The organism is Anaerohalosphaera lusitana (genome assembly GCF_002007645.1).
In the GTDB taxonomy this organism is placed as follows: domain Bacteria; phylum Planctomycetota; class Phycisphaerae; order Sedimentisphaerales; family Anaerohalosphaeraceae; genus Anaerohalosphaera; species Anaerohalosphaera lusitana.
Map to the genome: position 1 here is coordinate 2,598,136 of NZ_CP019791.1, position 21,648 is coordinate 2,619,783.

A 21,648-nucleotide genomic window follows, 5' to 3' on the forward strand; every position below is an offset into this window, starting at 1 on the left:
TTGTATTCTGATCCGTTAAAAACTTACCAATTGAGCGGTTTCTGCCATGCTTCCTTCAGTGTGTCAATGTCGGCGTCGATAACCTTTTTCTGCTTCGCGTCAGAGATCGCCAATCGTTTGTCCGCAACCACTTCGCCGATCTGACCGAACGGCGTATTCACCATTAGCTTGGCGAAAGCATCATAATTCGCCGGCTCGACTTCGACAACATACCGCGAATTCGACTCACTGAAAAGCTGAGCATGCGTCTCGACGCAGTCGTCAGTCTTTGCCAGCCCGCGAAGGTCGGCATCAATGCCGAATCCGCCCGCGAATGCCATCTCAGCCAAAGCTGTCGCCAGCCCGCCTTCAGAGCAGTCGTGACAGCTTCTGACAAGACCCGCCTGGATCGCTTCATAGATACGCTTTGCGGTCTGTGCGGATGCCGAAATATCGACGGTCGGTACGTTCGCACCGAGCTTGCCGTTGACTTTATAGAAATGCGATCCGCCAAGCTCATTTTTCGTCAGCCCGACAGCAAAAAGCAGATTGCCCGGCTTCTTCACATCCATCGTGACGCACTTGTCTATGTCATCCACCAGCGTCATCGCACTGATCAGCAATGTCGGCGGGATCGCGATCTCCGTCCCGTCATCGCATACGAATTCATTGTTGAGCGAGTCCTTACCCGAGATGAACGGTACTTCGAAGCCCATCGCGCCGTCATAGCACGCCTGGCATGCTCGAACGAGTGCACCCATTGTCTCGGGCTTGTTGCAATCGCCCCAGCAGAAGTTGTCCAGTATCGCGATCCGGTCTGGCCGACCGCCAACCGAAATTATGTTACGTATCGCCTCATCGATACCCGACAGTGCCATCCAGTAGGGATCGATGTCGCCGTATAGCGGATTCATGCCGCAAGCAAGCGCGGTTCCCTTGTTAGAATCGAATTTGGGCTTGATCACAGCAGCATCCCCGGGCCCGTCATTGGCAATGCCCACCAAAGGCTTGACCACGCTCGCACCCTGCACCTCATGATCGTACTGGCGGATGACCCATTCCTTGCTCGCTACGTTATAAGAAGACAGTATCGCAAGCAGATCATCGTTGTAGTTGTCCTTTTCGCTAAGTTTAGGCTCGCTTAGATCCTTAGTCTTCCAAACAGCCTTCTTCAACGGCTTGCAAATTCCGCTATGCAGGAATTCCATGCCTAGCTGACCAACCTCCTTGTCGTCATATTTGAGCGTCAACTGATTGTCGCCGGTGAACTGGCCGATCACGGTCGCTTCGACGTCTTCTGACGCAAAGAGTGCGGTCACTTTCTCGACGTTCTCCGGCTTGACGGAAATCACCATACGCTCCTGGGCCTCACTTATCCATATTTCCGTATAGTTCAGACCCGCGTACTTCAGCGGCACTTTTTCCAGGTCAACCGAGACGCCGATCTCTTCGCCCATTTCGCCTACCGCACTGCTCAGTCCGCCTGCACCGCAGTCGGTGATAGCATCGTAAAGGTTCTGTTCGCGGGCCTGCAGCAGTACATCGAGCACCTTCTTCTCGACAATCGCATCACCGATCTGCACAGCATGCGAGAATATGTCCTCGTGCTCATGCGTCATCTGACCGCTGCTGAAGGTCGCGCCGTGAATACCGTCTCTTCCGGTCCTGCCGCCGACCACGATGACATAGTCACCTTTGCTCGCTTGGCCGAAGCACTTGTCTTTCGGCATGATCCCAAGATTGCCGCAGAATACCAGCGGATTGGCAATATAACGGTCGTCGAAGTATATCGCACCGTTCACAGTCGGAATACCCATGCGGTTGCCGTAATCGCGAACTCCCGACACGACGCCTTTCATGATGCGTCGCGGATGCAGCACGCCCTTGGGTACATCTTCCAGTTCCATATCGGGCTCGCCGAAACAGAATATGTCCGTGTTGGCTATCGGCTTCGCGCCCAGGCCTGTCCCCATCGGGTCCCTTATCACACCGCCTATACCCGTCGCAGCTCCGCCGTACGGATCCAACGCGGAAGGGTGGTTGTGCGTTTCAACCTTGAAGCATATCGCCGAATCATCGTCGAATTCCACAACGCCGGCATTGTCTGCAAATACAGAAATGCACCAGTCCCTGTTGAGGTCCTTGGTGGCCTTGAAAACTGTGTCCTTGAGCAGATTCTTGTATTCCACTTTCTGCCCGTCGTGATCGAGCTCTACGCTGCTTGTCAGCGTCTTGTGTACGCAGTGTTCGCTCCAGGTCTGTGCGATCGTCTCGAGCTCAACGTCCCGCGGCTCACGGCCGATCTGCTTGTAGTAATTCTGAATGGTGTGCATCTCGGTCAAATTCAGGAACATGTCCATGTCCTTGCTGAGCTTCTCGAGCTGCTCATCGTCCAGGTCACGAATAGGCACTTCGGTGATTTTCAGAGCATAAGGCTCGGTATGCGGGCTGGGCGGCTCTGCATCACTGCCGAAGATAACATCCTCGATGCAGTCGTTGGCAAGAACACGCTTGACGATGTTGTCACGGTCGGCTGTCGAGATGTTACCTTCCATGACGAATTTGCGGGCGGTTCTCACCGAGCCCGGCGTAACACCCATATCCTGAAGGGCGGTAACGACCGATCTTGCAACGGGATCCGTAACGCCGCTTTTGAGGTGCACTTCGATCACTGTCGCGTTCTCAAGTCCTGCCGGCAGGGGGGCTCGACCGATCTCAAACTGCTGGTAGACAGTATCCGTAAGCAGCTCTTCGCCTACGCGCTGTGCGAACTCGCCATCGAACTCAGCCTCGATCAAAAATACATGCGTAAAATGTACTGCCTTGACAGAACTGATGCCGAGTTCCTGTATATCTTCGAGCACCATCTGGCCGTGAACATCCGGAAAGCCGTGCCTGCTCGAAATCTCAAAACGCCATTGTCTCACAATAGTTCCTTCTTACTGATCTTGTAATCTATCAATTCCGCGCGTTTAGTCCGCGCCTTTTCCAGCAGATTCGCTAGCTTCCGCTGATCATCTTTTTCAATTGCTTCCTTGATCGTACTCAACTGCTTTATCATCCGGTCAATGCCGCGTGCCGTGTTGCTCGTATTGCTCAGAAGTATGTCGCTCCAGACGTTTGACGGCCCCGACGCGATCCTTGATGTATCGATGAATCCTTTGCCTGCATACTTGAGCTGCTCGAAGTTGCTTGCATTTACCAGCGCCACCGCGACCACATGCGGCAGGTGGCTTACGCTGCCGAAAATCCGATCGTGCTCGGCAGGGCTCATCACACTGACCCGCGAACCGAGAGCGGCCCAGAACTGCACCAAAGTCTTTACTGCTTCTTCGTTAGTTTTCTTCTTGCGGGTTACAATACACTTGGCACCGACAAGCAGATCATCACGAGCATAGTCCACGCCGCTTTTCTCCGAGCCCGCTATGGGGTGCGATCCGACGTAGGCGACATCCTTTGAGAATATCTTCTCGCCCCATCTGTGAGGCAGTACCTTCGTGGACCCGACATCTGTGATTATTGCCCCGGGCTTTATGCTCGAAGCTATCTCTTTGAATATCCGCTCGAATGTGTAAATCGGTGTAGCGAGAATGACGATATCCGCACCCTTGACAGCTTCGTTCATGTCGTCGGCGATCTCGCTGGCGATGCACAGCTCTCTGGCTCGATTTCTCGTGCTTTCCCTGTGGCTGTAGCCCACGGCCTTGACACCGTTGAGCGACCGCAAAATGCTCAAAGTCACCGATCCGCCAAGCAGGCCCATTCCAATGACAGTGATTTGCTGTAAATTCTTCATAAACATAGCCTTAGAGAAATACGGAAGAAAGGACGAACGCCTAAGAAGTTATCCCGAAATGCCCTCTATGTCAATTTTTTTCTTTCATTTATCCCACCAAATTGGTATCATAATCGCCCGAAATGCATGTTGCCGACGGAACCGGCAAAAACAATAACCTGATTCGCTCACAAAGGCGAATCTTTTTTAGTATGTATTGCTAACAACATAGGGTAAAATAATAATATGGCTGGTCAAAACGATAACAACACAGTTAACCAGTATTTGCCGTTCGAAGAGACAGTTGCTCAGCTCGATAGGCAGGTGGTCGAGCTCAAGGAGCAGGCCCAAACGAAGGGGCTGGACTTTTCTGCCGAGATCAGGCAGCTTCAGAAGGCCCAGACCAAGGAGCTCAAAAGGGTATATTCAAGTCTGAACCCGTGGCAGACTGTACAGGTCGCACGTCATCCTCAAAGGCCTTTGTTTACCGACTACCTCGACCATATGGTTAAGGACGTTCGCGAGCTGCACGGCGACCGCCTTTTCGGTGACGACCGCGCGATCGTGACAGCTTTGGGCCAGATCGGTCATGAAAAAGTGATGATCGTCGGCCAGAATAAGGGTCGCGAGACCAAAGAAAAGATCGAGTGCAATTTCGGCTGTCCGAACCCTGAGGGCTATAGAAAAGCACTCTTGAAGATGAAATTCGCTGAGAAATACGGCCTGCCGATAGTCACATTCATTGATACGCCGGGAGCATATCCGGGCATCGGAGCCGAAGAACGCGGGCAGGCGCAGGCTATCGCCCTCAATCTCATGGAAATGTCCCGCTTGAAAGTGCCTATCATATGCATCGTCATAGGCGAAGGCGGCTCAGGCGGAGCTCTGGGTATCGGAGTAGGGGATCAGATCGCAATTCTCGAATATGCATACTATTCTGTCATTTCACCGGAAGGTTGTGCAGCGATCCTTTGGCGTGACGGCTCGAAGGCGAACGAAGCCGCCGACGCATTGAAGCTGACCAGCACCGACCTCAAGAAGCTTAACCTGGTGGACGAAGTCATCAAGGAACCGCTGGGCGGTGCCCACAGAAATGTGCATGACACTATATACAATGTCGAGCAGTACATTCTCAAGGCTTTACGTGACTGCAAACGGCAGAAGATCGACAATCTCCTCGATGCCAGGTACGAAAAACTCAGAAAGCTTGGAAACGCTTTCCAGACTGTTGCCCAAAGCAAATCTCAGGAAAAAGAGCTGCCGGATAACTTGTCCGTAAAAAAACAGCTTGAACAGGCCACTAAGGCTCAGAAGCAGCGAATGAAAGCATAACCGAGATAATTTAAGATATTAAAAAAGGCCGCTCCAGTGACACTGGGCGGCCTTTTCTTTATGCCTGTTTCGAACGTTAATCAGTCACCGTTCGAGGATCTTTACCTTCTTCAATTGCGGCTATCTTGCTGACGCGCCTCTTATGACGTCCACCCAGAAATTCGGTGGTCAGCCAGGTTTCTACCATTTTGCGAAGCATCGTATTGCCGAGCAGGTCGCCGGACATGCAAAGAACGTTTGCATCATTGTGCTGACGGGAGATCTTTGCATTCAGTTCGTCAAAGCACAGCGCTGCTCTGACGCCCTTGACCTTGTTGGCCGCGATACTCATTCCAATGCCAGTGCCGCACACCAGGACCGCACGATCCACTTTACCGCTGGATACAGCTTCTGCCGCCAGATAAGCCACATCCGGATAGTCCACGGGGTGGTCATTACAGCAGCCAAGGTCTATGTACTCATGGTCAAGCTCTGCAACAGTAGCCTTTATCTGTTCGACTGCCTTGATTCCTCTGTGATCACTTGCAACGGCAATTTTCATAGCAAAACCTCGTCTATTCTTTCCTTAAGCGCCTCATAAATACGTTCGGCACACACTCGATATACTTCGTCGCCACCGCCGATGGGGTCGGGAATGTCACCTTCTGCACTAAGCAGCAGACATTTACTCTCAACTTCAGGAAACATTTCCAGAATATGTCGACGATGACTCTCGGTCATCACAAATATAAAATCGCTCGTTAGAGCGTCGTCGCGGGTGAGCAGATGGCTGCGATGGGGGGTTGCATCAATGCCGCGAATTTGACAAATCCGGCATACTTGCTCACTTGCAGGTCTGTCGGGCCATGCCCCAACCCCCGCTGACGCAATTTTATAACCAATTTCGCTCACTTCGTCAATACCGCAGGCGAGTTTTTCCGACAAATACTTCCGACAAAACGCCTCCGCCATCGGACTTCTGCATGTGTTTCCGGTGCATACAAAAGTGATCTTTACCGCCGAAAGCTCATTGAGCTGTTTCTCGGTATATGTTCCCTCTCTCAGGACGCTAAGGCGACCTTTGCTTACTTTTACCACGGTGCTGCCTTTGCCTTCTCTGCAAGGTGCGCCCGGATCGGTCAATACAAGGTCGACCTTGCCCTTCAGGGACGCAAGCACCTCATCTGGTGTAACAGCAGGGGGCTGACCAGCGTAATTCGCACTGGGCGCTACCGTGGGCCAGACGACGGTCTTGAGCAATTCCACTGCAACGGCATTGTCCGGGCATCTTACACCGAGTGTCCCGTCACGGTAGAGCAGCGAAAAACTCTCTTCGCCGATCCGGTTTTTCAGGTCCTGATACTTGTCAGTTGCGATGTCAAATACTATCGTCAAAGGGCCAGGCCACAGCTTTTCGACCAGTTTTCGAGCCCGATATGGTACATGCGGAACGTAACGGTCGAGCTGCGAAGCCTCACCGATGTGGAGCGTATAACGTTTTTTCGGGGCTCGGCCCTTAACGTCATCGAGTCGTGCAATGGAGTCCTCCTTTGCACGGCAGGCAATCCCATAAACTGTTTCGGTGGGAAAAGCAACCAGCCCACCATTTTCAACGGTTTTGGCCGCTCTGCGTATGGCTTCGGCCCTGTTTTGTTTGCTAAGAGTCATCAATTCTGTCTGCATGCCCGCGAATATACACGAAAACTGATTAAAATCTAACAAAAATACGGAAGTCTATGCTCTAAAGTCGTTTGCATTTGACACCGATATAAGCTCAGCGTAAACTCTGGGTTAATTGTTTGTAAAATTTTTCTGAATGGTTCGATCTAAATGCCTGAAAACGATGAATTTATAACAATAGTCTCCGGCTTGCCCCGTTCTGGGACCTCCATGATGATGCAGGCGCTGGAAGCCGGCGGAATTCCCATTCTCACGGATCACATTCGCAGCGCAGATGTGGACAATCCCAGGGGCTATTATGAATTCGAGGCCGTCAAAAAGACAAAAGAGGACCCTTCCTGGCTTCAGCAGGCACCTGGCAAGGCCGTCAAGATGATATATCGACTTCTGTATGACCTGCCGGAGGACCGTAATTACCACGTCATCTTCATGGACCGGCCCCTGGAGGAGGTCATCGCATCCCAGAAGAAGATGCTCGAACGGCTGGGTAAGAAGGGGGGCGGTATCCCCGACGAGGCCATGATAAAGGCCTTCGAGAAAGAGCTCGCCGCCTTTGATTCCTGGATTTCGACCAAAAAAAACTTCTCCGTGCTGCATATCGAACACCGGAAAATGATAGAACAGCCGCTTGAGCAATGCCGCCTTATCGCGGATTTTCTGGATGGACGCGTTGATCCTCAGAAAATGGCGGAAGTGGTCGACCCGACGCTGCACAGAAACGTTAAGCAGTGAATGCACCAACTGAAAAAGGTTTTAGGGCACAATTGTTTGAAAGCCCAACTTTTTTGCATGCATTTGCTTGCAATGCCAAACAAATCCTAGTAGAATCCGAAATCTTATTGTCCGGGGTGTAGCTCAGCTTGGCTAGAGCGCCTGGTTTGGGACCAGGAGGTCGTAGGTTCGAATCCTGTCACCCCGACTTACTAAAGCCTTGTAAACTAATGGTTTACAGGGCTTTTTTCATGCCCGCGGTTGCCGCTTCCTGAACCGTCTGAACCCAAAGAGTTTCTGGATGAATGAAAGGGTTTGTCAGATTGAGTTTTTCCTGATATACTGCGATCGGCGTGGCGGCAGGAAATGGCGGAGCAAGCCGGATTTTTTCGGCGACACCTTGAACAAATACCTGCAGATGATCCTTCCTGCACAGCTTGATTGCCGTTAACGGACTTTTCTTGGCAAAGGAGCTATCATGGCGAAGGGCCTGTCAGCATTCATTCTAGCAGTAATTTGGAGTATTGTTTTGTGTTCAGCAAATCTTTCGGCGGCAAACAAGCTGTATGACACACTAGAAGAAAAGTGGGACCCCGAGGCATTGGGCAATCATCGGGCTGTTGTCACTGTTGATAAAGCTGCCGAGATCGCGGCAGTAAGGATCGAATGGCGTCGTCCGGACACCGAGCCGGAAAACAAGGGCATCATCGTCATCGATGAACGGACCGGCAAGGCGATCGACAATGTACTCGCGGTCAGCGTCAACCGGGAAGCCGGCAAATTCCTGTTTCAGCCTCGCTCCGGCGAAGGCAGGTATTTTTTCTACTACATGCCCTACGAACTGACCGGAACATACTATCCTAAGGTAGAGTACAACGAGCCCGATTATGGCAGTCATGGGGACTGGCTCAAGGATGCAGCACTTGACCAGGACCAGTTAAATAAACTGTTTGAACAGAGCCCAAAAGCCGAAGTGATTCGGATCGAATCCATCAACGAATTCAGCGATTTCGTTCCCATGGAGATGATCGCCACTACCGCTGAGACCGAAGAACTGATTTCGCAGAACCTCCAAAAAGACTTCCTCCTGTTTCCTGAAAGCAGGCTCAATCCCATCAGAATGAAGCACGATCTGCCGTTGAAGTGGATCGAACCAGGCCCTTCCAACATCTTCCAGGGCAACGCCCGCAAGGGGGAGTTTTACGTTTTTCAGATAGGACTTTTTGCGGCACGTAAATCTGTCGATAGGGTGCAGGTTGAGTTCAGCGGATTGATGGATCCGACAAACGAAAAAGCTGTCCCCGCAACTGCATTCAGCAGTTTCAACACAGGCGGCATCAGTTGGGACGGCAGCAGATTTGCTAAGAATATTTCAGTTGAAAAAGGGGACATTCAGCCCCTGTGGATCGGTGTTCAGATACCCAAGGACATCGAGGCTGGAACATATAACAGTGACATTACGGTAAAGGCTGGCGGAGAATCACAAAGCATGGAACTTGAGCTGGAGGTTTCTTCCGAGACCGCGCCGAATGCCGGCGACGACGAACCATGGCTGCAGTCCAGACTGAGATGGCTTAACAGCAGAATAGCGTTGGACGACGAAATATTCGAACCTTACAAGCCAGTTTCAGTTGACGGCAGAACAGTCAGTATCCTGGGCCGCAAGATGACGATCGCGGATGACGGCTTACTCGCTTCGATAGACAGTCACTTCACACCAGAGGTCACTGGCATATCGACTGAAGCGACCAAAGTGCTCGATAAGCCGCTCAAACTGGTCCTGGAAAACCAGGACGCCAATATTATGCAGCTCGAAAGCTCTGATATCACGATAGATAAAGTTGGCCCTGGAACCGTTAAATGGACGGCTGCGAGCTCTGCAGGCCCTCTGGAGGTCATTTGCAATGCTGTCGCCGAATTCGACGGCTTCGTCGGATACAGCCTCGAGATATCCAGCAGCGAGACGGTAAGTCTAAAAGACATAAGACTGCAAATCCCCATGTCGCCCACAGCGAGCAAGTATATGATGGGCCTGGGTCGAAAGGGCGGCTTTGCACCGGATGAGTACAGTTGGAAGTGGGCGGTCGAAAAGAATCAGGACGGAGCCTGGATCGGCGGCGTCAATGCGGGGCTTCAGTTTTCGCTCAGGGATGAAAACTATCGCAGGCCGTTGAACACCAATTTCTATCAATTGAATCCTCTGCTCATGCCCAAAAGCTGGGACAACGACGGCAAGGGCGGTTGCGAACTGAGACGCGATGACGACGGCGGAATAACCGTGACAGCTTACAGCGGGCCTCGGACGATCCAGCCGGGCGAAAAACTTTACTATAACTTCAATTTGCTGATCACGCCTTTCAAACCGATCGACATGAGATCGGTATGGAACACGCGATTCTACCATTCATACAAACCCATCGACCAGATCGCCGAAGTAGGCGCAAACACCGTCAACATTCACCACGCCACGCCCATAAACCCATACATCAATTATCCGTTCATTCGTCCCGAGCAGATGAAGGACTATATCGATCAGGCCCATAAGCGAGACATGCGTGTCAAGATTTATTACACCGTCAGAGAACTGGCCAATCGCGCCGCCGAACTGTTTGCGCTTCGAAGTTTAGGCGACGAGATATTCTCATCCGGTCCTGGCGGCGGCTACAGTTGGCTGCAGGAGCATTTGCGTGAGGATTACATCGCAGGCTGGTATGTAGACAGATACCGGGACGCGTCAGTGGTCAACAGCGGCACATCACGTTGGCACAATTACTATCTTGAAGGGCTCAACTGGCTGACAAAAAACGTGGGCATCGACGGCATTTATATCGACGATCTGGCGTTTGACCGTACCGTGATGAAACGGCTAAGAAAAATACTCGAGCGAAATCGCCCCGATCCTATGATCGACCTGCATTCAGCGAATCAGTTCAATCCCCGCGACGGTTTCGCAAACAGCGCAAACCTGTACCTCGAACATTTCCCATATATCGACCGCCTGTGGTTCGGCGAGTATTTTGAATACGACCTCGGCCCCGACTACTGGCTGGTGGAAGTCTCTGGAATACCGTTTGGATTGACCGGTGAGATGCTGCAGGATGGCGGCAATCCATGGCGGGGCATGATCTACGGCATGACCGCACGGGCACCAAGGAACGAATATCCTAAACGCCTTTGGAAAGTCTGGGATGAGTTTGGCATTCAGGATTCACGGATGCTCGGCTACTGGTCCGACAACTGCCCGGTACGGACTTCCAGGCCGGATGTTGCAGTAAGTGCGTTTGTCAAGGAAGGCGAAACGATGATCGCACTGGCTAGCTGGGCGGACGAAGATGTCAAAGTCCAGCTTCAGATCGACTGGGATGAACTGGGACTGGACAAAGACAGGTCCAAACTTTATGCGAAAACCATCGAGGGATTCCAGCCCCAGAAGGTCTTCCGCCCTGATGAGGCAATTACGGTTCCCGCTGGCAAAGGCTGGCTGCTCGGCATACGCGAGTAAATAGTTGGACTTTTCAGAGATGGTTATCGGTCCTGAAAGCGACGAGTGATTCGATCAGACCGTCAATCTGGGCCTTCGTATGGTCGGCCTGAAGCGATATCCTGAGCCTTGCAGAACCGGGCGGCACAGTAGGCGGGCGGATAGCTACAACAAAATAACCGTCCTCCAACAGCTTCGCTGCCGCTTTAAGTGCCGTTTCGTCCCGACCGAGGATGACGGGAATAATGTACGTTTCGCTCCGGCCGATCTCAAATCCAGTTTTTTGCAGCTCGCTGCGAGCATACGAAGCAAGCTCGCATAGACTTTGCCTGCGTTGCGGCTCTGTCCTGACGACCTCAAGAGCGGCCAATATCGCTGCACAGTTGACCGGTGAGCAGGCTGTGCTGTATATGAACGACCTTGCACCATTTACGAGATAATCAACTACCGGCCGTGAGCCCGCGACTATCGCACCACTCGCCGCAAACGCCTTACCCAGCGGCGAAATCAGAATATCGATCTTGTCCAAAACGCCGGTCTGCTCGGCAAGTCCCGCACCGCACCGGCCCAGACATCCTATGGAATGAGCCTCATCCACGATCAAATACGCATTATACCTGTCTCTGAGCCTGATCAGTTCCTCCAGAGGCGCGAGCTCACCGTCCATTGAGAAGACCGATTCGGTCACGATAAACTTCCTCTGATGGTTCGACTCGGTCAGAAGCTTTTCCAGACGGTCGAGTCTGTTCTTGCGGTAAGTTCGAAAATCCGCCTCGCCCGCCAGACAGCCGTCTATAATCGAAGCATGGTCGAGTTTGTCCAAAAGAACCAGATCACCCTTTTGCGGGATAGTCTTCAGCACCGCCTGATTAGCCGCCCAGCCCGATGAAAAAAGCAGTGCAGCTTCGAAACCAAGAAAATCCGCGAATTCTCTCTCGATCCCAACATGTGTCGGGCTCGTACCGCAGATCAGCCGCGATCCCCCGCTGCCGTACCCAAAATCCGATACTGCCTGCTGAACTTCCTTTTTTATCTTGTCGTGATCTGCTATAGATAGATAATTATTACTCGAGAAATTGACCACTCGCTGCCCGGTCTCTGCGATCTGTGCGACCGCCGCAGCGCTGTTGACCAACGGCCTCAACTGACGAAAACGCGAACGCAATCGCAGGTCTTTGAGTTGATTTTGTAGATATTCGAATCGTTCCATGGTAGAATTTTAGATTGAACAGCTCGGCTGATTGGGCGATATTATATACAACAACCTGGCATTAAGATATAGTTTTTGGGCTAATTATGGGTATCTACGACAGAGACTACACAAAAAACATGTACTCCGGCGGCGGAGGCGGGGGTGGTATGCGACTTGCCATGCCTTCATTAACCCCCATTGTAAAATGGCTCCTGATGATCAATCTGGGCGTTTTCCTTGCAATGTTCATGATTCCGCCGATCGCAAACTTGTTCGTACGGCTATTCGCAGTCTGGGCATCTCCCTGGTGGGAGTCACTGCTTGTTTGGCGATACATAAGTTATCAGTTCCTGCACGGCGGCTTTTTGCACGTGCTGTTCAACATGCTCGGTCTTTACTTCTTTGGAACCATGCTCGAACGCACCTGGGGATCTAAGCATTTCCTGCGTTTCTACCTGACCTGCGGCGCTGTGGGCGGCATTGTATATCCCCTCATGGTTTTCGCTAATGTAATACAGCCGGGATTCCTTCTAGGCGCCAGCGGCTCTGTCTACGGCATAATTGCCGCAGTAGCAATACTTTATCCCCGGGTCCGAGTCTACATCTACGGCATATTCCCGGTCCCGATGTGGGTCCTGGGCCTTATCATCCTTTTTGCGTCAATCGCCAGCTTCCAGAGCGGCGACAATGCCGGCGGACAGGTCGCACACCTTGCCGGCCTTGCTACCGGGGCAGTCTGGGTATACTGGAAACCGTTACAGAACAAGGCCAGAATTAAGAAGCAGCACGGCAAATGGACCGAAAAGATTCAGCAGGAACGCCGATTTCAAAAAGACGTGGACCACATACTCGCAAAGGTCCACAAACATGGCATCAAGAGCCTTAGCCGTAAGGAAAAGAAGATTTTGAAGCAGGCTACCGACAGAGAGCAAAAGCAGAATATGCGATAAAAAAGGCGGACAGTCCCTCGGGAGCCGTCCGCCTTTAAAATCCGTTAAGTATGAGAATTTTTAGAAGCTGTTTCAAAACTGCTTTTGGCTTGCCGGCGAGCAATTTTTTCGTGTCGGCAAGGCGTGTAAAACCGGCAATAGCTATTCTATTGACGGTTTTGCACAACGCAGCCGAACGGAAAAAGGGCCGCCGAAAGGCAAATCTGAGTTTAGAAACCGCTTCTAGTCCCAGTCAAGTGACTCGGTCTGTCCTAGCAATTCCTTCATCCGTTTTTCAATGTTCTTCTGTTTCTGCTCATTCAGCTCTTCAAGCTGTGCTTTCTGTTTCTCCACGGCATTCTTGAGCCTCTCAAGCCGTTCGAGCAGCTCCTTATATCGTAATTCTTTCTTCTGCAGTATAAGATCAAACCTGCGTTCAACTATATCGCGCAGCTCCGCGTTGATCTGCTCCTTTTCTTCTTCCCCAGCCGTTTTCAGATTTTTAAGAAGGGCGTCACGTTCCTGCTGCAGTTTGATATCTTCCATCAGCACCTCAGCAAGCTCAGGATTCCTCCGCTCCATATCCATGATGCCGCCATACTCTTTTCTGCTCTTGCGATACTCTTCGAAATAATCATCCGGAGACTTTTCCCGCAGGTTTCTAAGCCTTTCCGCTTCTGCCGGATAATTCTCATCGAGCCATTCGAAATATCTTTCCTGGTCGCGCTCGAAATGCCACCTTGCGCGTTCACGGAAGCCTCGGCCCCGCTCCTCGTCTCCAGGCCCACGTCCTCTTCCGCGCATATCTCTTTCCGGTCCCTGACCTCGGCCCAAACCTTCTCTCTGCCTGCCGAACTCATCTCTCATCTCAGCCATGAACTGGTCAGGATTTGACTCTCTGAGTCTGCGAAGTTCGCGAGCCCGCTCAGGCTGAGACTCACCAAGGCGTTCCAGCCATTGATCGATGCGGCTTTCCATGTCGCCCGGACCTCGTTCACCGGCCCGCCAGTCACGTTCAGGTCTGTCCACACGCGGACCGTCTTCACCCCACGCGGGTAACGTAAGCGTAACCACAGCAAATATAATCAGAGATAATTTGTGACTATTTGACATCCTCTTATCCTTTCCAGAAATTTCCTGCTATTTCGTCGAATTCACTTTCGAGCTCGTCCAGGTCATCGCTTTCAGATGCATCCCAGCCGCCGGTACGGACCTGCACAAAGCTTTCCTCGATCTCCTCGAACTCCGCATACAGCTCACTTTCGTCAAGCGATTTACTGTCGAATGCATATACCGACGAACTCTGTTCCGGTTCCACACGGGTATTAAGTGTATCTGTAGTAAACAAGATGCTGATTGCTATGAGCAAGACCGCAGCAACTGAGCCGGCAACTCTAAACGCATATCGTCTTTTCCGTCGACCGGAGAGTTCAGCACCAAGCAGATCCTTTACATTATTGACTGCCTGTCCGGATGGATGTGGAGACGTAAACCTGCTCATAAGCTCATCGCCATCAGCTATCTCCCGCTCGATCTGCGACGCTGACGCATCATCGTAAAAGCGATTAAGCAAGGTTTTCAGATTTTCGTTGTTCGTTTTCATTTGGCTCACCCATGATTTGTTTGAGCTTTTTCAGGCCCCGGTGCACCTTCGCCAGAGTTGTTCCTATCGGCTCCTTACGTGCTTTGCTGAGCTCTTTAAAAGACATTTCCGAATAGTATCTCAGCACAATGATCTCTGCGGTATCCGGGTCAAGCTGCTTCAGTGCGACCTGCAACTCATCATGCAGTTCGACTTTTTCTGTATCGCCATGCCCGAATTCGCTGACATAGAGCGATTTCTCCTCGGCAAGGCGTTTTCTCCGATACTGCGATCTCAGATGGTCCCGCCAGAGATTGCTTGCGATAGTAAACAGCCAACTTTTAAAAGAGCCCCCATTATAGCTCTGTATTCGATCTATCAACTTTACAAACAGCTCACTGAGCAGATCGTCGCTCAAACTTTTGTCGCCTGTGAGCCTGTAAAAATAACCATAGCACGGACCGGCGTAAATATCGACCAGACGCGAAAAATCATCTTTGTTTCCGCGTTTACAGCCCTGGATAATGGCGTCAACCTTGCTGTGGTCCATTTTACTCATTCCAAGTCAATAGACGCTTGCAAAAGGGGGGATATTGCAGATAGAGGGGAGGTGGCACAAAAAATGTGGGATAAACGCCGCAAATTAGAACAGATCGTAGTCACTTTCGTCTTCATCATCGAATTTCCAGCTTTCTGATTCGTCAATGTCGTCGAGCTCTCGCTGGACATATTTCATGATCCTGTCCTGCATTGGAGCCATTTTCTGCTGGAAACCGAGCATTGATCTGTAACCTGCCAGCAGCATATCCAGCTTCAGTATCTGCCATTTCTGGAGACACTCGGGCTCTTTAACGTTTGAGAACGGATTGCATTTGAACGTGCGCCGGCCGTCCTCGCCGATTTCGCATAGTTCGCAGTCTTTACACTGGATCATACATCACCGTGAAATAACAAAATCTTGCATTTTACGCTACACCTTCTATTATACAAAGCCGTGACGCAAATGTTAAACTTTAATTCAATATCGGCCCATGTGTATCCAGAGATAGATGGCTCAAATGGTGTCGGCACACAAAAAGAGGCTCATACCGGAATATTATGAAGCACTACACGATAAAGTTCGTTCCCTCAGGTAAAAGCGTTAGAATTCACGCCGGTGCAACCCTGCTCGAAGCAGCCAGTCACGCCGGCATTATCCTCGATACGCCGTGCGGCGGGGCGGGCACATGCGGCAAATGTGAAGTTATGATAGGCCCAGAAAGAGACAAGGCCCTTGCCTGCCAACATGCTGTAAATTCGGATATGACAGTCGAGGTCCCCAAAGCATCCCGCTTTTATGAAAAGGGTATTCTCACCGACGGCATCAGGAATGCGATTGAAATCGAAAGTCCGGTCCTGAAGATCTTTGCGGAAAACGGTCGCGCTCAATATGATCTCAAGTCTTATCTGGACCAAAAAATAGGCGGGCGAAATACTCTTACGACCGAGTTGCTCGATCAGATAAACAGTTACGTTGCCCGCACCAAGAACGGGATAACTCTTGTGGGGCGTAAATGCACGGAAGGGGACGAAAAAGCACACGACTGGTACACTTTCGAACAGGGCGATACCTCGAATAAGCTTTTTGGCGTGGCTGTTGACCTTGGGACCACAAGCATAGTAGCCACACTTTTTGATATGCTTACCGGAGAGACTGCTGGTGTCGCGGCGGACGCGAACCCACAGGAAACTTACGGTGCAGATGTCGTTTCACGTATCGAGTATGCTTCAAAGCCGGACGGCCGGAACCAGCTCCAGAAGAAAGTGGTTGACTGCTTCAATTCCCTCATCGCCAGGCTGTGTGACAATGCCGACATTGAACCTGAGCAGATTTACGAGATAACCGTCGCTGGAAACACCCCGATGCACCATCTTCTGCTCGGTCTCCCAGTCGAACAGTTGGGCCAGGCGCCCTACAGGGCACATTCGACCGAACCGCAGGAAATACGCGCAGCGGAACTGGGCATAAAGGCAAATTCAGCCGCACACCTGTACGCAATCCAGTGCATCTCGGGCTTTGTCGGTGCTGATACGACCGCGGTGGCGCTTGCGGTGGGGATGGACAAAACCAGCGAAATGACCCTAGTGATCGACATAGGAACAAATGGCGAGCTGATCCTGGGCAGCTCCGACAAGATGTTTGCCGCTAGCTGTGCGGCCGGACCGGCCCTGGAAGGCGCGAAGATCAGCAAAGGAAGCCGCGCGGTTGAGGGAGCCATCGAAGCTGTCGTCATTAACGAAGACGATATCGATGTGGATGTCATCAGCGGAACGGTCCCGAGGTCCATATGCGGCAGCGGTCTCATTGACGCTTTGGCGGTCATGACTGAACTGGGGATCATCGATTCGACCGGGGCGATGAAGTCGCAGGATGAGATCGACCAGCTCCCCAAAAAAATTGCTGAGCGGATAACCGAACGAGACGGCCAGAAATGCTTCATACTTGCCTGGGATGACGGGCAGGGAGAAGTGTATCTAAATCAGAAGGACATCCGGGAAACCCAACTTGCCAAAGCAGCCATACGAGCGGGCATCGAGATGCTGCTCAAAAAAGCCGGCATTGGCATCGCGGATGTAGAGCAGGTACTTGTCGCCGGGGCCTTTGGCAACTACATACGCAAGGAAAGCGCCCTTGGTATTGGCCTGCTGCCCCCTGTGGATCTGCACAAGGTTCACTTCGTCGGCAACGCAGCAAGCTCCGGAGCACAGATGGCGCTGATATCATGCTCAGCCAGAAAAACTGCCAGCCAGACATGTGAAAAGATCGAGTACGTGGAGTTGGCAATGGAAATGGAGTTCCAGATGCTTTTCGCCGAAGCGCTGATGTTTTAACCGTCGAGACCGCAAAAGCAGCCGCTAAACATCCCGCGTAAAGACCAGCAGGTAAACCATATAGCCGACGTAGATCGAAGCCAGCACAATGCCGTCCTTACGGCTGATCTTGCGCCCAACACCCGCAAACAACAGGAAAACAATACTAACCGCGATCATGATCCAGTAATCTGTCCCAGCCAGCCGTTCGCTGACCTCGAACGGGCTGATCACACCCGCGCATCCGACCACCAGCAGTGTATTGAATATATTGGACCCCACCAGGTTGCCTATGGACAGATCATCGTGCCCCTTGAAAGCCGCAACCAGACTCGTAATAAGCTCGGGCAAAGACGTACCTATTGCAAGTATCGTACAGCCGATCACAAAATCGCTCAGGCCCGCTTTTTCTCCCAGAAAAACGGCTCCCAATAAAGAAAGACGTGCACCAACAGCCAGAGCGACCAATCCGATCACGACCATGATCACATAAAAACGCAAACTCTTCACGCCATGCGATTTGATCTCCTCGACTTCCGACGCCATCGCGGCCACCGTGTCCGGCCGATTCTTACCTGCCTTGCGTTCCGCTCGGATAGTTAATGTTATAAGGCTTGCGAAAAGAATCAGCAGGGCGATGCTCTCGATACGTCCAAGATACGAGTTCAACCCAAGAAACGGCCAAAGCAGCAGGGCGACCAGGATCATCACCGGCAGCTCACGCCGAAGCATAATAAGGCGAACCGAAATAGGCCTTATGATAGAACACACACCGCCCACCAGGGCAAGATTGGCTATGTTCGAGCCATATACATTACCCAGCGCCGCGTCGCCCTTGCCCTCCAAAGCGGCCGCAATGCTGGTAGCGACCTCCGGCGCAGATGTACCCATCGCAACTATCGTCAGGCCTACGACCAGCGGACTGACGCCGAACTTATCCGCGATGCCGACAGCGCCCTCAACCAGCACATCAGCCCCCTTGATCAGCACAGCAATACCGCCTGCCAAACTCAGCAAAGCCAGAAACAGGTTCATTTCAACATTCAAGCCAGTATCCCGAATAAATAACCAATTGAGCGGCAATGTTAACATAAAACCGCATCACAGCAAGCGTTTTGCTTTCAAATAACGCCCGCAACTCACTGGTCCATAAAAAAAGGTTCATCACGGAATATCGGGGAAATAGACATCAACGGCAGTACTTTGTAGCTTTTAGTTACCCGACTATTAGCTCAAAGGAGACTGCCGTTGACTGGACAACATCTTATCAAAAAACTCGGCCAATGGGAAGGATATCGTGTTGGAACTGTTGGGCCTGCTAAGAAAGGCCGTGAATTCTGGGTCGAATTGATCCCGGAAAATGGATTCGGAACCTGTGACGGCTGCGGCCAGGAATGCAGCAGCGTTCACGAGACCGTCCAGCGTTGGATCCGCGATCTGCCGGTCTTCGACAAGACTACCCACCTGCTCGTTCACCGAAGGCGTCTGCTGTGCCCCAGATGCGGGCCGAAGCTTGAACGAATCTCCTGGCTGGACCGTTACAGCCGCCACACTACCCGGCTGGTCGAATCGGTCGCCAGGCTGTGTGATGTGATGAGCATAAAGCATGTGGCCGAGTATTTTTCGCTGTCCTGGTCGACCGTCAAGGACATCCACAAGCGGCATCTCAAGAAGAAGCTCGGCCCTGTCGACCTGTCAAATGTGGAGCTGCTGGCGATGGATGAATTCGCCATTCAAAAGGGCCACAGATATGCAACGGTTATCATCGATCCGACCTGCAAGAAAGTGCTCTGGGTGGGCCGAGGGCGTTCGAGAGCCTCTATCAGGCCATTCTTCGAAATGCTCGGCGACCGCTGCAAAGACATCAAAGCAGTAGCGATGGATATGAACGCCAGCTTCGAACAGGAAGTTAAACTGCATTGTCCGCAGGCTGAAATCGTCTACGACCTGTTCCATGTCGTAGCGAAGTATGGGCGTGAAGTGATCGATCGGGTCAGGGTCGATCAGGCCAATCGGCTGCGAGACGACAAGCCCGCCCGCAGGGTGATCAAGGGCTCGCGATGGCTGCTGCTTCGAAATCGTGAGAACATCGAAAAGCCTGAGGATCTGGTTCGCCTGGATGAGCTGCTGGCAGCCAACGAATCGCTGATGACGACCTATGTGATGAAGGACGATCTCAAGCTGCTGTGGAATCTGAGCGATCGCAAGACCGCCGAATCGTGCTGGGGTCAGTGGCTCGATCGAGCCATGCAAAGCGGGATTGAGCCGCTGATGAAGTTTGCCAAAAGGCTGAGCAAATACGCCGCCGGAATCATCGCACACAGCAGATGGCCGCTGCATACGTCACTGCTGGAGGGGATCAATAACAAGATCAAAACCATCAAGCGACAGGCATACGGCTATCGAGACGATGAATATTTCTTCCTGAGAATAAGAGCAGCATTCCCCGGTATTCCGTGATGAACCAAAAATAAAGCCGTACAGATAGTTCTCGCATTGCTATTTTCTATTTATCCGATTTATTACTTATCACATTACCGGCCTTATTATAATCAAGGGCTTTGTCGAGTCAAACTCAGAAACTTAGGCAATGCAATACATGATTATCTAAGAACAAATGGTCATTACCCATTGCCGGATAAATGGTGCGATGAGCTACTTGAGTTCGCTAAAAAGCATCCAGCCCGCTACACCCAGAGTTTCAAAGATTACTTCAAATGTCCAGCTGCCACCGAAGGACTATCTGATTATGCGGTAAATCCAGATGCCAAGCCGTCATCGGGAGCAGAGACAGTCCTTCTATTTGAGTGTGAAGGTGGGTGGAATAGGTCTGGGCAAGAGGGAATCGCAAGTTTTGAAAATCACAATGGTGAGTGCTGTGTCTTATTCGTTGACAATCAAGTCAGATGCATAAAGAAAGAATCTTTTCGCCAATTAAAATGGTAATGCCGTGCGGTGCAAGTATGTGCGTCACGAAGACGCGGGAGGTGTCGAATGTAGAAACTGAACGTGTCATGCTCCACAGGTGATGGAGGATTTTGGCCCTCCGTCATCGGCCGGTAGGGGCAGGTGACAAATCGCCATAGCGCTGCATTGTTAAAGAGCCTTTGTGGTGAGCGGCTATGGAGAAGGCACGCGTGCGGTGCAAGTATTCATCTGAGCTTAAGGCCTTGCTCTTACGCAAATTAAGAATGGAAATTACGTCTGTATTTGACAGTTTTGGCAGGGGGACTTGGTCGTTTATGAGCTGCTGGATGTTGTGAATGCGGCTACGTAGGCGCATGTGTTTCGTGAATCTCATAGGGCAGGTTAGGTTTTATCAACGGAATTTCCTGCTACGCAGCCAGGCGGTGGTAGGATTTCAGCAGTCCGCCAAGGCGTTCGATGCACTGGATTTCGGCCGTTTCGTCAAGCTGGTGCTTTGCTTCGATGACCCTGCCCAGCGATTGGTGAATGCGTTCGTGGTGATAATAGTTGCTGTACTCATCGAGCACGTACTCGAGCTGTTCGACGGACGACAGAATCAGATGATCAAGGCATTCTGATTTTACTGACCTGACGAATCTTTCCGCATAGGCGTTCAGGTCGAGACTGCGTTCGGGCAGTCTTAAACGCTTTAAATCTTGCTAAAATTAAGGTGTCATGGTCAGCCAACGCATATTGCTGCGAAGCCCAGCAACTAACACCCACCTGTCAACGCCGTGGCCCTTGGGTACACGACTGGCTGAAACAGAGAGAAGAAACAGAAGACGAGAAATAGGCCAAGTGTGTATAAGCCTTTCTTAGCGAAAGGGATAAATTATTATAGGATATATTAGCGCATGCATATGATGGTGTTTGTTTTGGTACAGAGGGCAGGTTTTGATAGGTTGAACGGAGAGGGCGGGATTCGCTTGCGCGGCCCCGGCTGGTGTCAAACCCGCGTAGCAACGCTTCGCGTTGCCGCGTGTTCAAATCCCTTTGGCAATAAGTCGATAATTTACAGATAGTTGTATTGGAAGGGTATGTTTTGATGTTATGAACGGAGAGGGCGGGATTCGAACCCGCGGTAGGGACATGCCCTACACAGCCTTTCCAAGGCTGCTCCTTAAGCCACTCGGACACCTCTCCATGATCTTCGCCTTAGAGATTTCTCTAAGTGCAGTATATGTAAGCCTT

Annotated in this window: 17 protein-coding genes, 2 tRNA genes and 1 pseudogene; 8 read left to right on the forward strand and 12 right to left on the reverse strand. The window is 51.5% G+C overall.

Features of this window, described 5'->3' with window-relative positions:
• Positions 1 to 23 precede the first annotated feature (23 nt).
• Both purL and STSP2_RS10555 read right to left on the reverse strand, forming a co-directional pair.
• On the reverse strand, positions 24 to 2,846 hold the full coding sequence (gene purL, locus STSP2_RS10550; protein WP_146664046.1) for a phosphoribosylformylglycinamidine synthase subunit PurL: 2,823 nt from the start codon (positions 2,844 to 2,846) through the stop codon (positions 24 to 26).
• A 56-nt stretch (positions 2,847 to 2,902) separates the two neighbouring features.
• Positions 2,903 to 3,775: a prephenate dehydrogenase gene (locus tag STSP2_RS10555; RefSeq protein WP_169853137.1), complete on the reverse strand. Its 873-nt coding sequence runs from the start codon at positions 3,773 to 3,775 to the stop codon at positions 2,903 to 2,905.
• A 225-nt stretch (positions 3,776 to 4,000) separates the two neighbouring features.
• Between STSP2_RS10555 and STSP2_RS10560 the strand changes: the two are divergent.
• Positions 4,001 to 4,966, forward strand: a pseudogene (locus STSP2_RS10560) (acetyl-CoA carboxylase carboxyltransferase subunit alpha); the annotation flags it as partial.
• A 196-nt stretch (positions 4,967 to 5,162) separates the two neighbouring features.
• Here STSP2_RS10560 and rpiB read toward each other — a convergent pair.
• Positions 5,163 to 5,627, reverse strand: coding sequence for a ribose 5-phosphate isomerase B (gene rpiB / locus STSP2_RS10565; RefSeq protein ID WP_146662493.1), 465 nt, complete (start codon positions 5,625 to 5,627; stop codon positions 5,163 to 5,165).
• A complete protein-coding gene (locus tag STSP2_RS10570; RefSeq protein ID WP_169853138.1) occupies positions 5,624 to 6,733 on the reverse strand; it encodes an L-threonylcarbamoyladenylate synthase in 1,110 nt (369 codons plus the stop codon). Before STSP2_RS10570 ends, rpiB begins: the two co-directional genes overlap by 4 nt.
• A 162-nt stretch (positions 6,734 to 6,895) precedes the next feature.
• Between STSP2_RS10570 and STSP2_RS10575 the strand changes: the two genes are divergently transcribed.
• From STSP2_RS10575 to STSP2_RS10585, 4 genes are all read left to right on the forward strand, one after another.
• On the forward strand, positions 6,896 to 7,477 hold the full coding sequence (locus STSP2_RS10575) for a sulfotransferase family protein (protein ID WP_146662497.1): 582 nt from the start codon (positions 6,896 to 6,898) through the stop codon (positions 7,475 to 7,477).
• 112 nt (positions 7,478 to 7,589) lie between these two features.
• Positions 7,590 to 7,664: transfer RNA gene (locus STSP2_RS10580), tRNA-Pro, on the forward strand.
• Between the two features lie 93 nt (positions 7,665 to 7,757).
• On the forward strand, positions 7,758 to 7,907 hold the full coding sequence (locus STSP2_RS17335; RefSeq protein WP_169853139.1) for a hypothetical protein: 150 nt from the start codon (positions 7,758 to 7,760) through the stop codon (positions 7,905 to 7,907).
• A 27-nt stretch (positions 7,908 to 7,934) separates the two neighbouring features.
• Positions 7,935 to 10,958 carry a glycoside hydrolase domain-containing protein gene (locus tag STSP2_RS10585; RefSeq protein ID WP_205847869.1) on the forward strand — a complete coding sequence of 1,008 codons (3,024 nt, stop codon included), beginning with the start codon at positions 7,935 to 7,937 and terminating at the stop codon, positions 10,956 to 10,958.
• 13 nt (positions 10,959 to 10,971) lie between these two features.
• Here STSP2_RS10585 and bioF read toward each other — a convergent pair whose 3' ends face one another.
• Positions 10,972 to 12,147 carry an 8-amino-7-oxononanoate synthase gene (gene bioF, locus STSP2_RS10590; protein WP_146662500.1) on the reverse strand — a complete coding sequence of 392 codons (1,176 nt, stop codon included), beginning with the start codon at positions 12,145 to 12,147 and terminating at the stop codon, positions 10,972 to 10,974.
• Between the two features lie 86 nt (positions 12,148 to 12,233).
• On the opposite strand from bioF, the gene STSP2_RS10595 reads away from it, so the two are divergent.
• The gene (locus tag STSP2_RS10595; RefSeq protein WP_146662502.1) at positions 12,234 to 13,079 is read left to right on the forward strand and encodes a rhomboid family intramembrane serine protease; all 846 of its coding nucleotides are present in this window, start codon (positions 12,234 to 12,236) and stop codon (positions 13,077 to 13,079) included.
• A 222-nt stretch (positions 13,080 to 13,301) separates the two neighbouring features.
• Here STSP2_RS10595 and STSP2_RS10600 read toward each other — a convergent pair whose 3' ends face one another.
• From STSP2_RS10600 to STSP2_RS10615, 4 genes are all read right to left on the reverse strand, one after another.
• Complete coding sequence (locus STSP2_RS10600; RefSeq protein ID WP_169853141.1) at positions 13,302 to 14,171, reverse strand: hypothetical protein; 870 nt, start codon at positions 14,169 to 14,171, stop codon at positions 13,302 to 13,304.
• Between the two features lie 4 nt (positions 14,172 to 14,175).
• Positions 14,176 to 14,661, reverse strand: a complete 486-nt coding sequence (locus tag STSP2_RS10605) for a hypothetical protein (RefSeq protein WP_146662506.1) — start codon at positions 14,659 to 14,661, stop codon at positions 14,176 to 14,178.
• Positions 14,624 to 15,190, reverse strand: a complete 567-nt coding sequence (locus STSP2_RS10610) for an RNA polymerase sigma factor (RefSeq protein ID WP_169853142.1) — start codon at positions 15,188 to 15,190, stop codon at positions 14,624 to 14,626. Before STSP2_RS10610 ends, STSP2_RS10605 begins: the two co-directional genes overlap by 38 nt.
• A 93-nt stretch (positions 15,191 to 15,283) precedes the next feature.
• A complete protein-coding gene (locus STSP2_RS10615; protein ID WP_146662510.1) occupies positions 15,284 to 15,574 on the reverse strand; it encodes a hypothetical protein in 291 nt (96 codons plus the stop codon).
• Positions 15,575 to 15,738: 164 nt separating this feature from the next.
• On the opposite strand from STSP2_RS10615, the gene STSP2_RS10620 reads away from it, so the two are divergent.
• Complete coding sequence (locus STSP2_RS10620; RefSeq protein ID WP_146662512.1) at positions 15,739 to 17,511, forward strand: ASKHA domain-containing protein; 1,773 nt, start codon at positions 15,739 to 15,741, stop codon at positions 17,509 to 17,511.
• Between the two features lie 24 nt (positions 17,512 to 17,535).
• Here the strand turns inward: STSP2_RS10620 and STSP2_RS10625 are convergent, their stop codons facing one another.
• On the reverse strand, positions 17,536 to 18,525 hold the full coding sequence (locus STSP2_RS10625) for a calcium/sodium antiporter (RefSeq protein WP_169853143.1): 990 nt from the start codon (positions 18,523 to 18,525) through the stop codon (positions 17,536 to 17,538).
• A gap of 213 nt (positions 18,526 to 18,738) precedes the next feature.
• Between STSP2_RS10625 and STSP2_RS10630 the strand changes: the two genes are divergently transcribed.
• Positions 18,739 to 19,950 carry an ISL3 family transposase gene (locus tag STSP2_RS10630; protein WP_146662516.1) on the forward strand — a complete coding sequence of 404 codons (1,212 nt, stop codon included), beginning with the start codon at positions 18,739 to 18,741 and terminating at the stop codon, positions 19,948 to 19,950.
• A gap of 875 nt (positions 19,951 to 20,825) precedes the next feature.
• Here STSP2_RS10630 and STSP2_RS18105 read toward each other — a convergent pair.
• On the reverse strand, positions 20,826 to 21,095 hold the full coding sequence (locus tag STSP2_RS18105; RefSeq protein ID WP_146664048.1) for an integrase core domain-containing protein: 270 nt from the start codon (positions 21,093 to 21,095) through the stop codon (positions 20,826 to 20,828).
• 417 nt (positions 21,096 to 21,512) lie between these two features.
• A tRNA-Ser gene (locus STSP2_RS10640) sits at positions 21,513 to 21,600 on the reverse strand.
• Positions 21,601 to 21,648 lie beyond the last annotated feature (48 nt).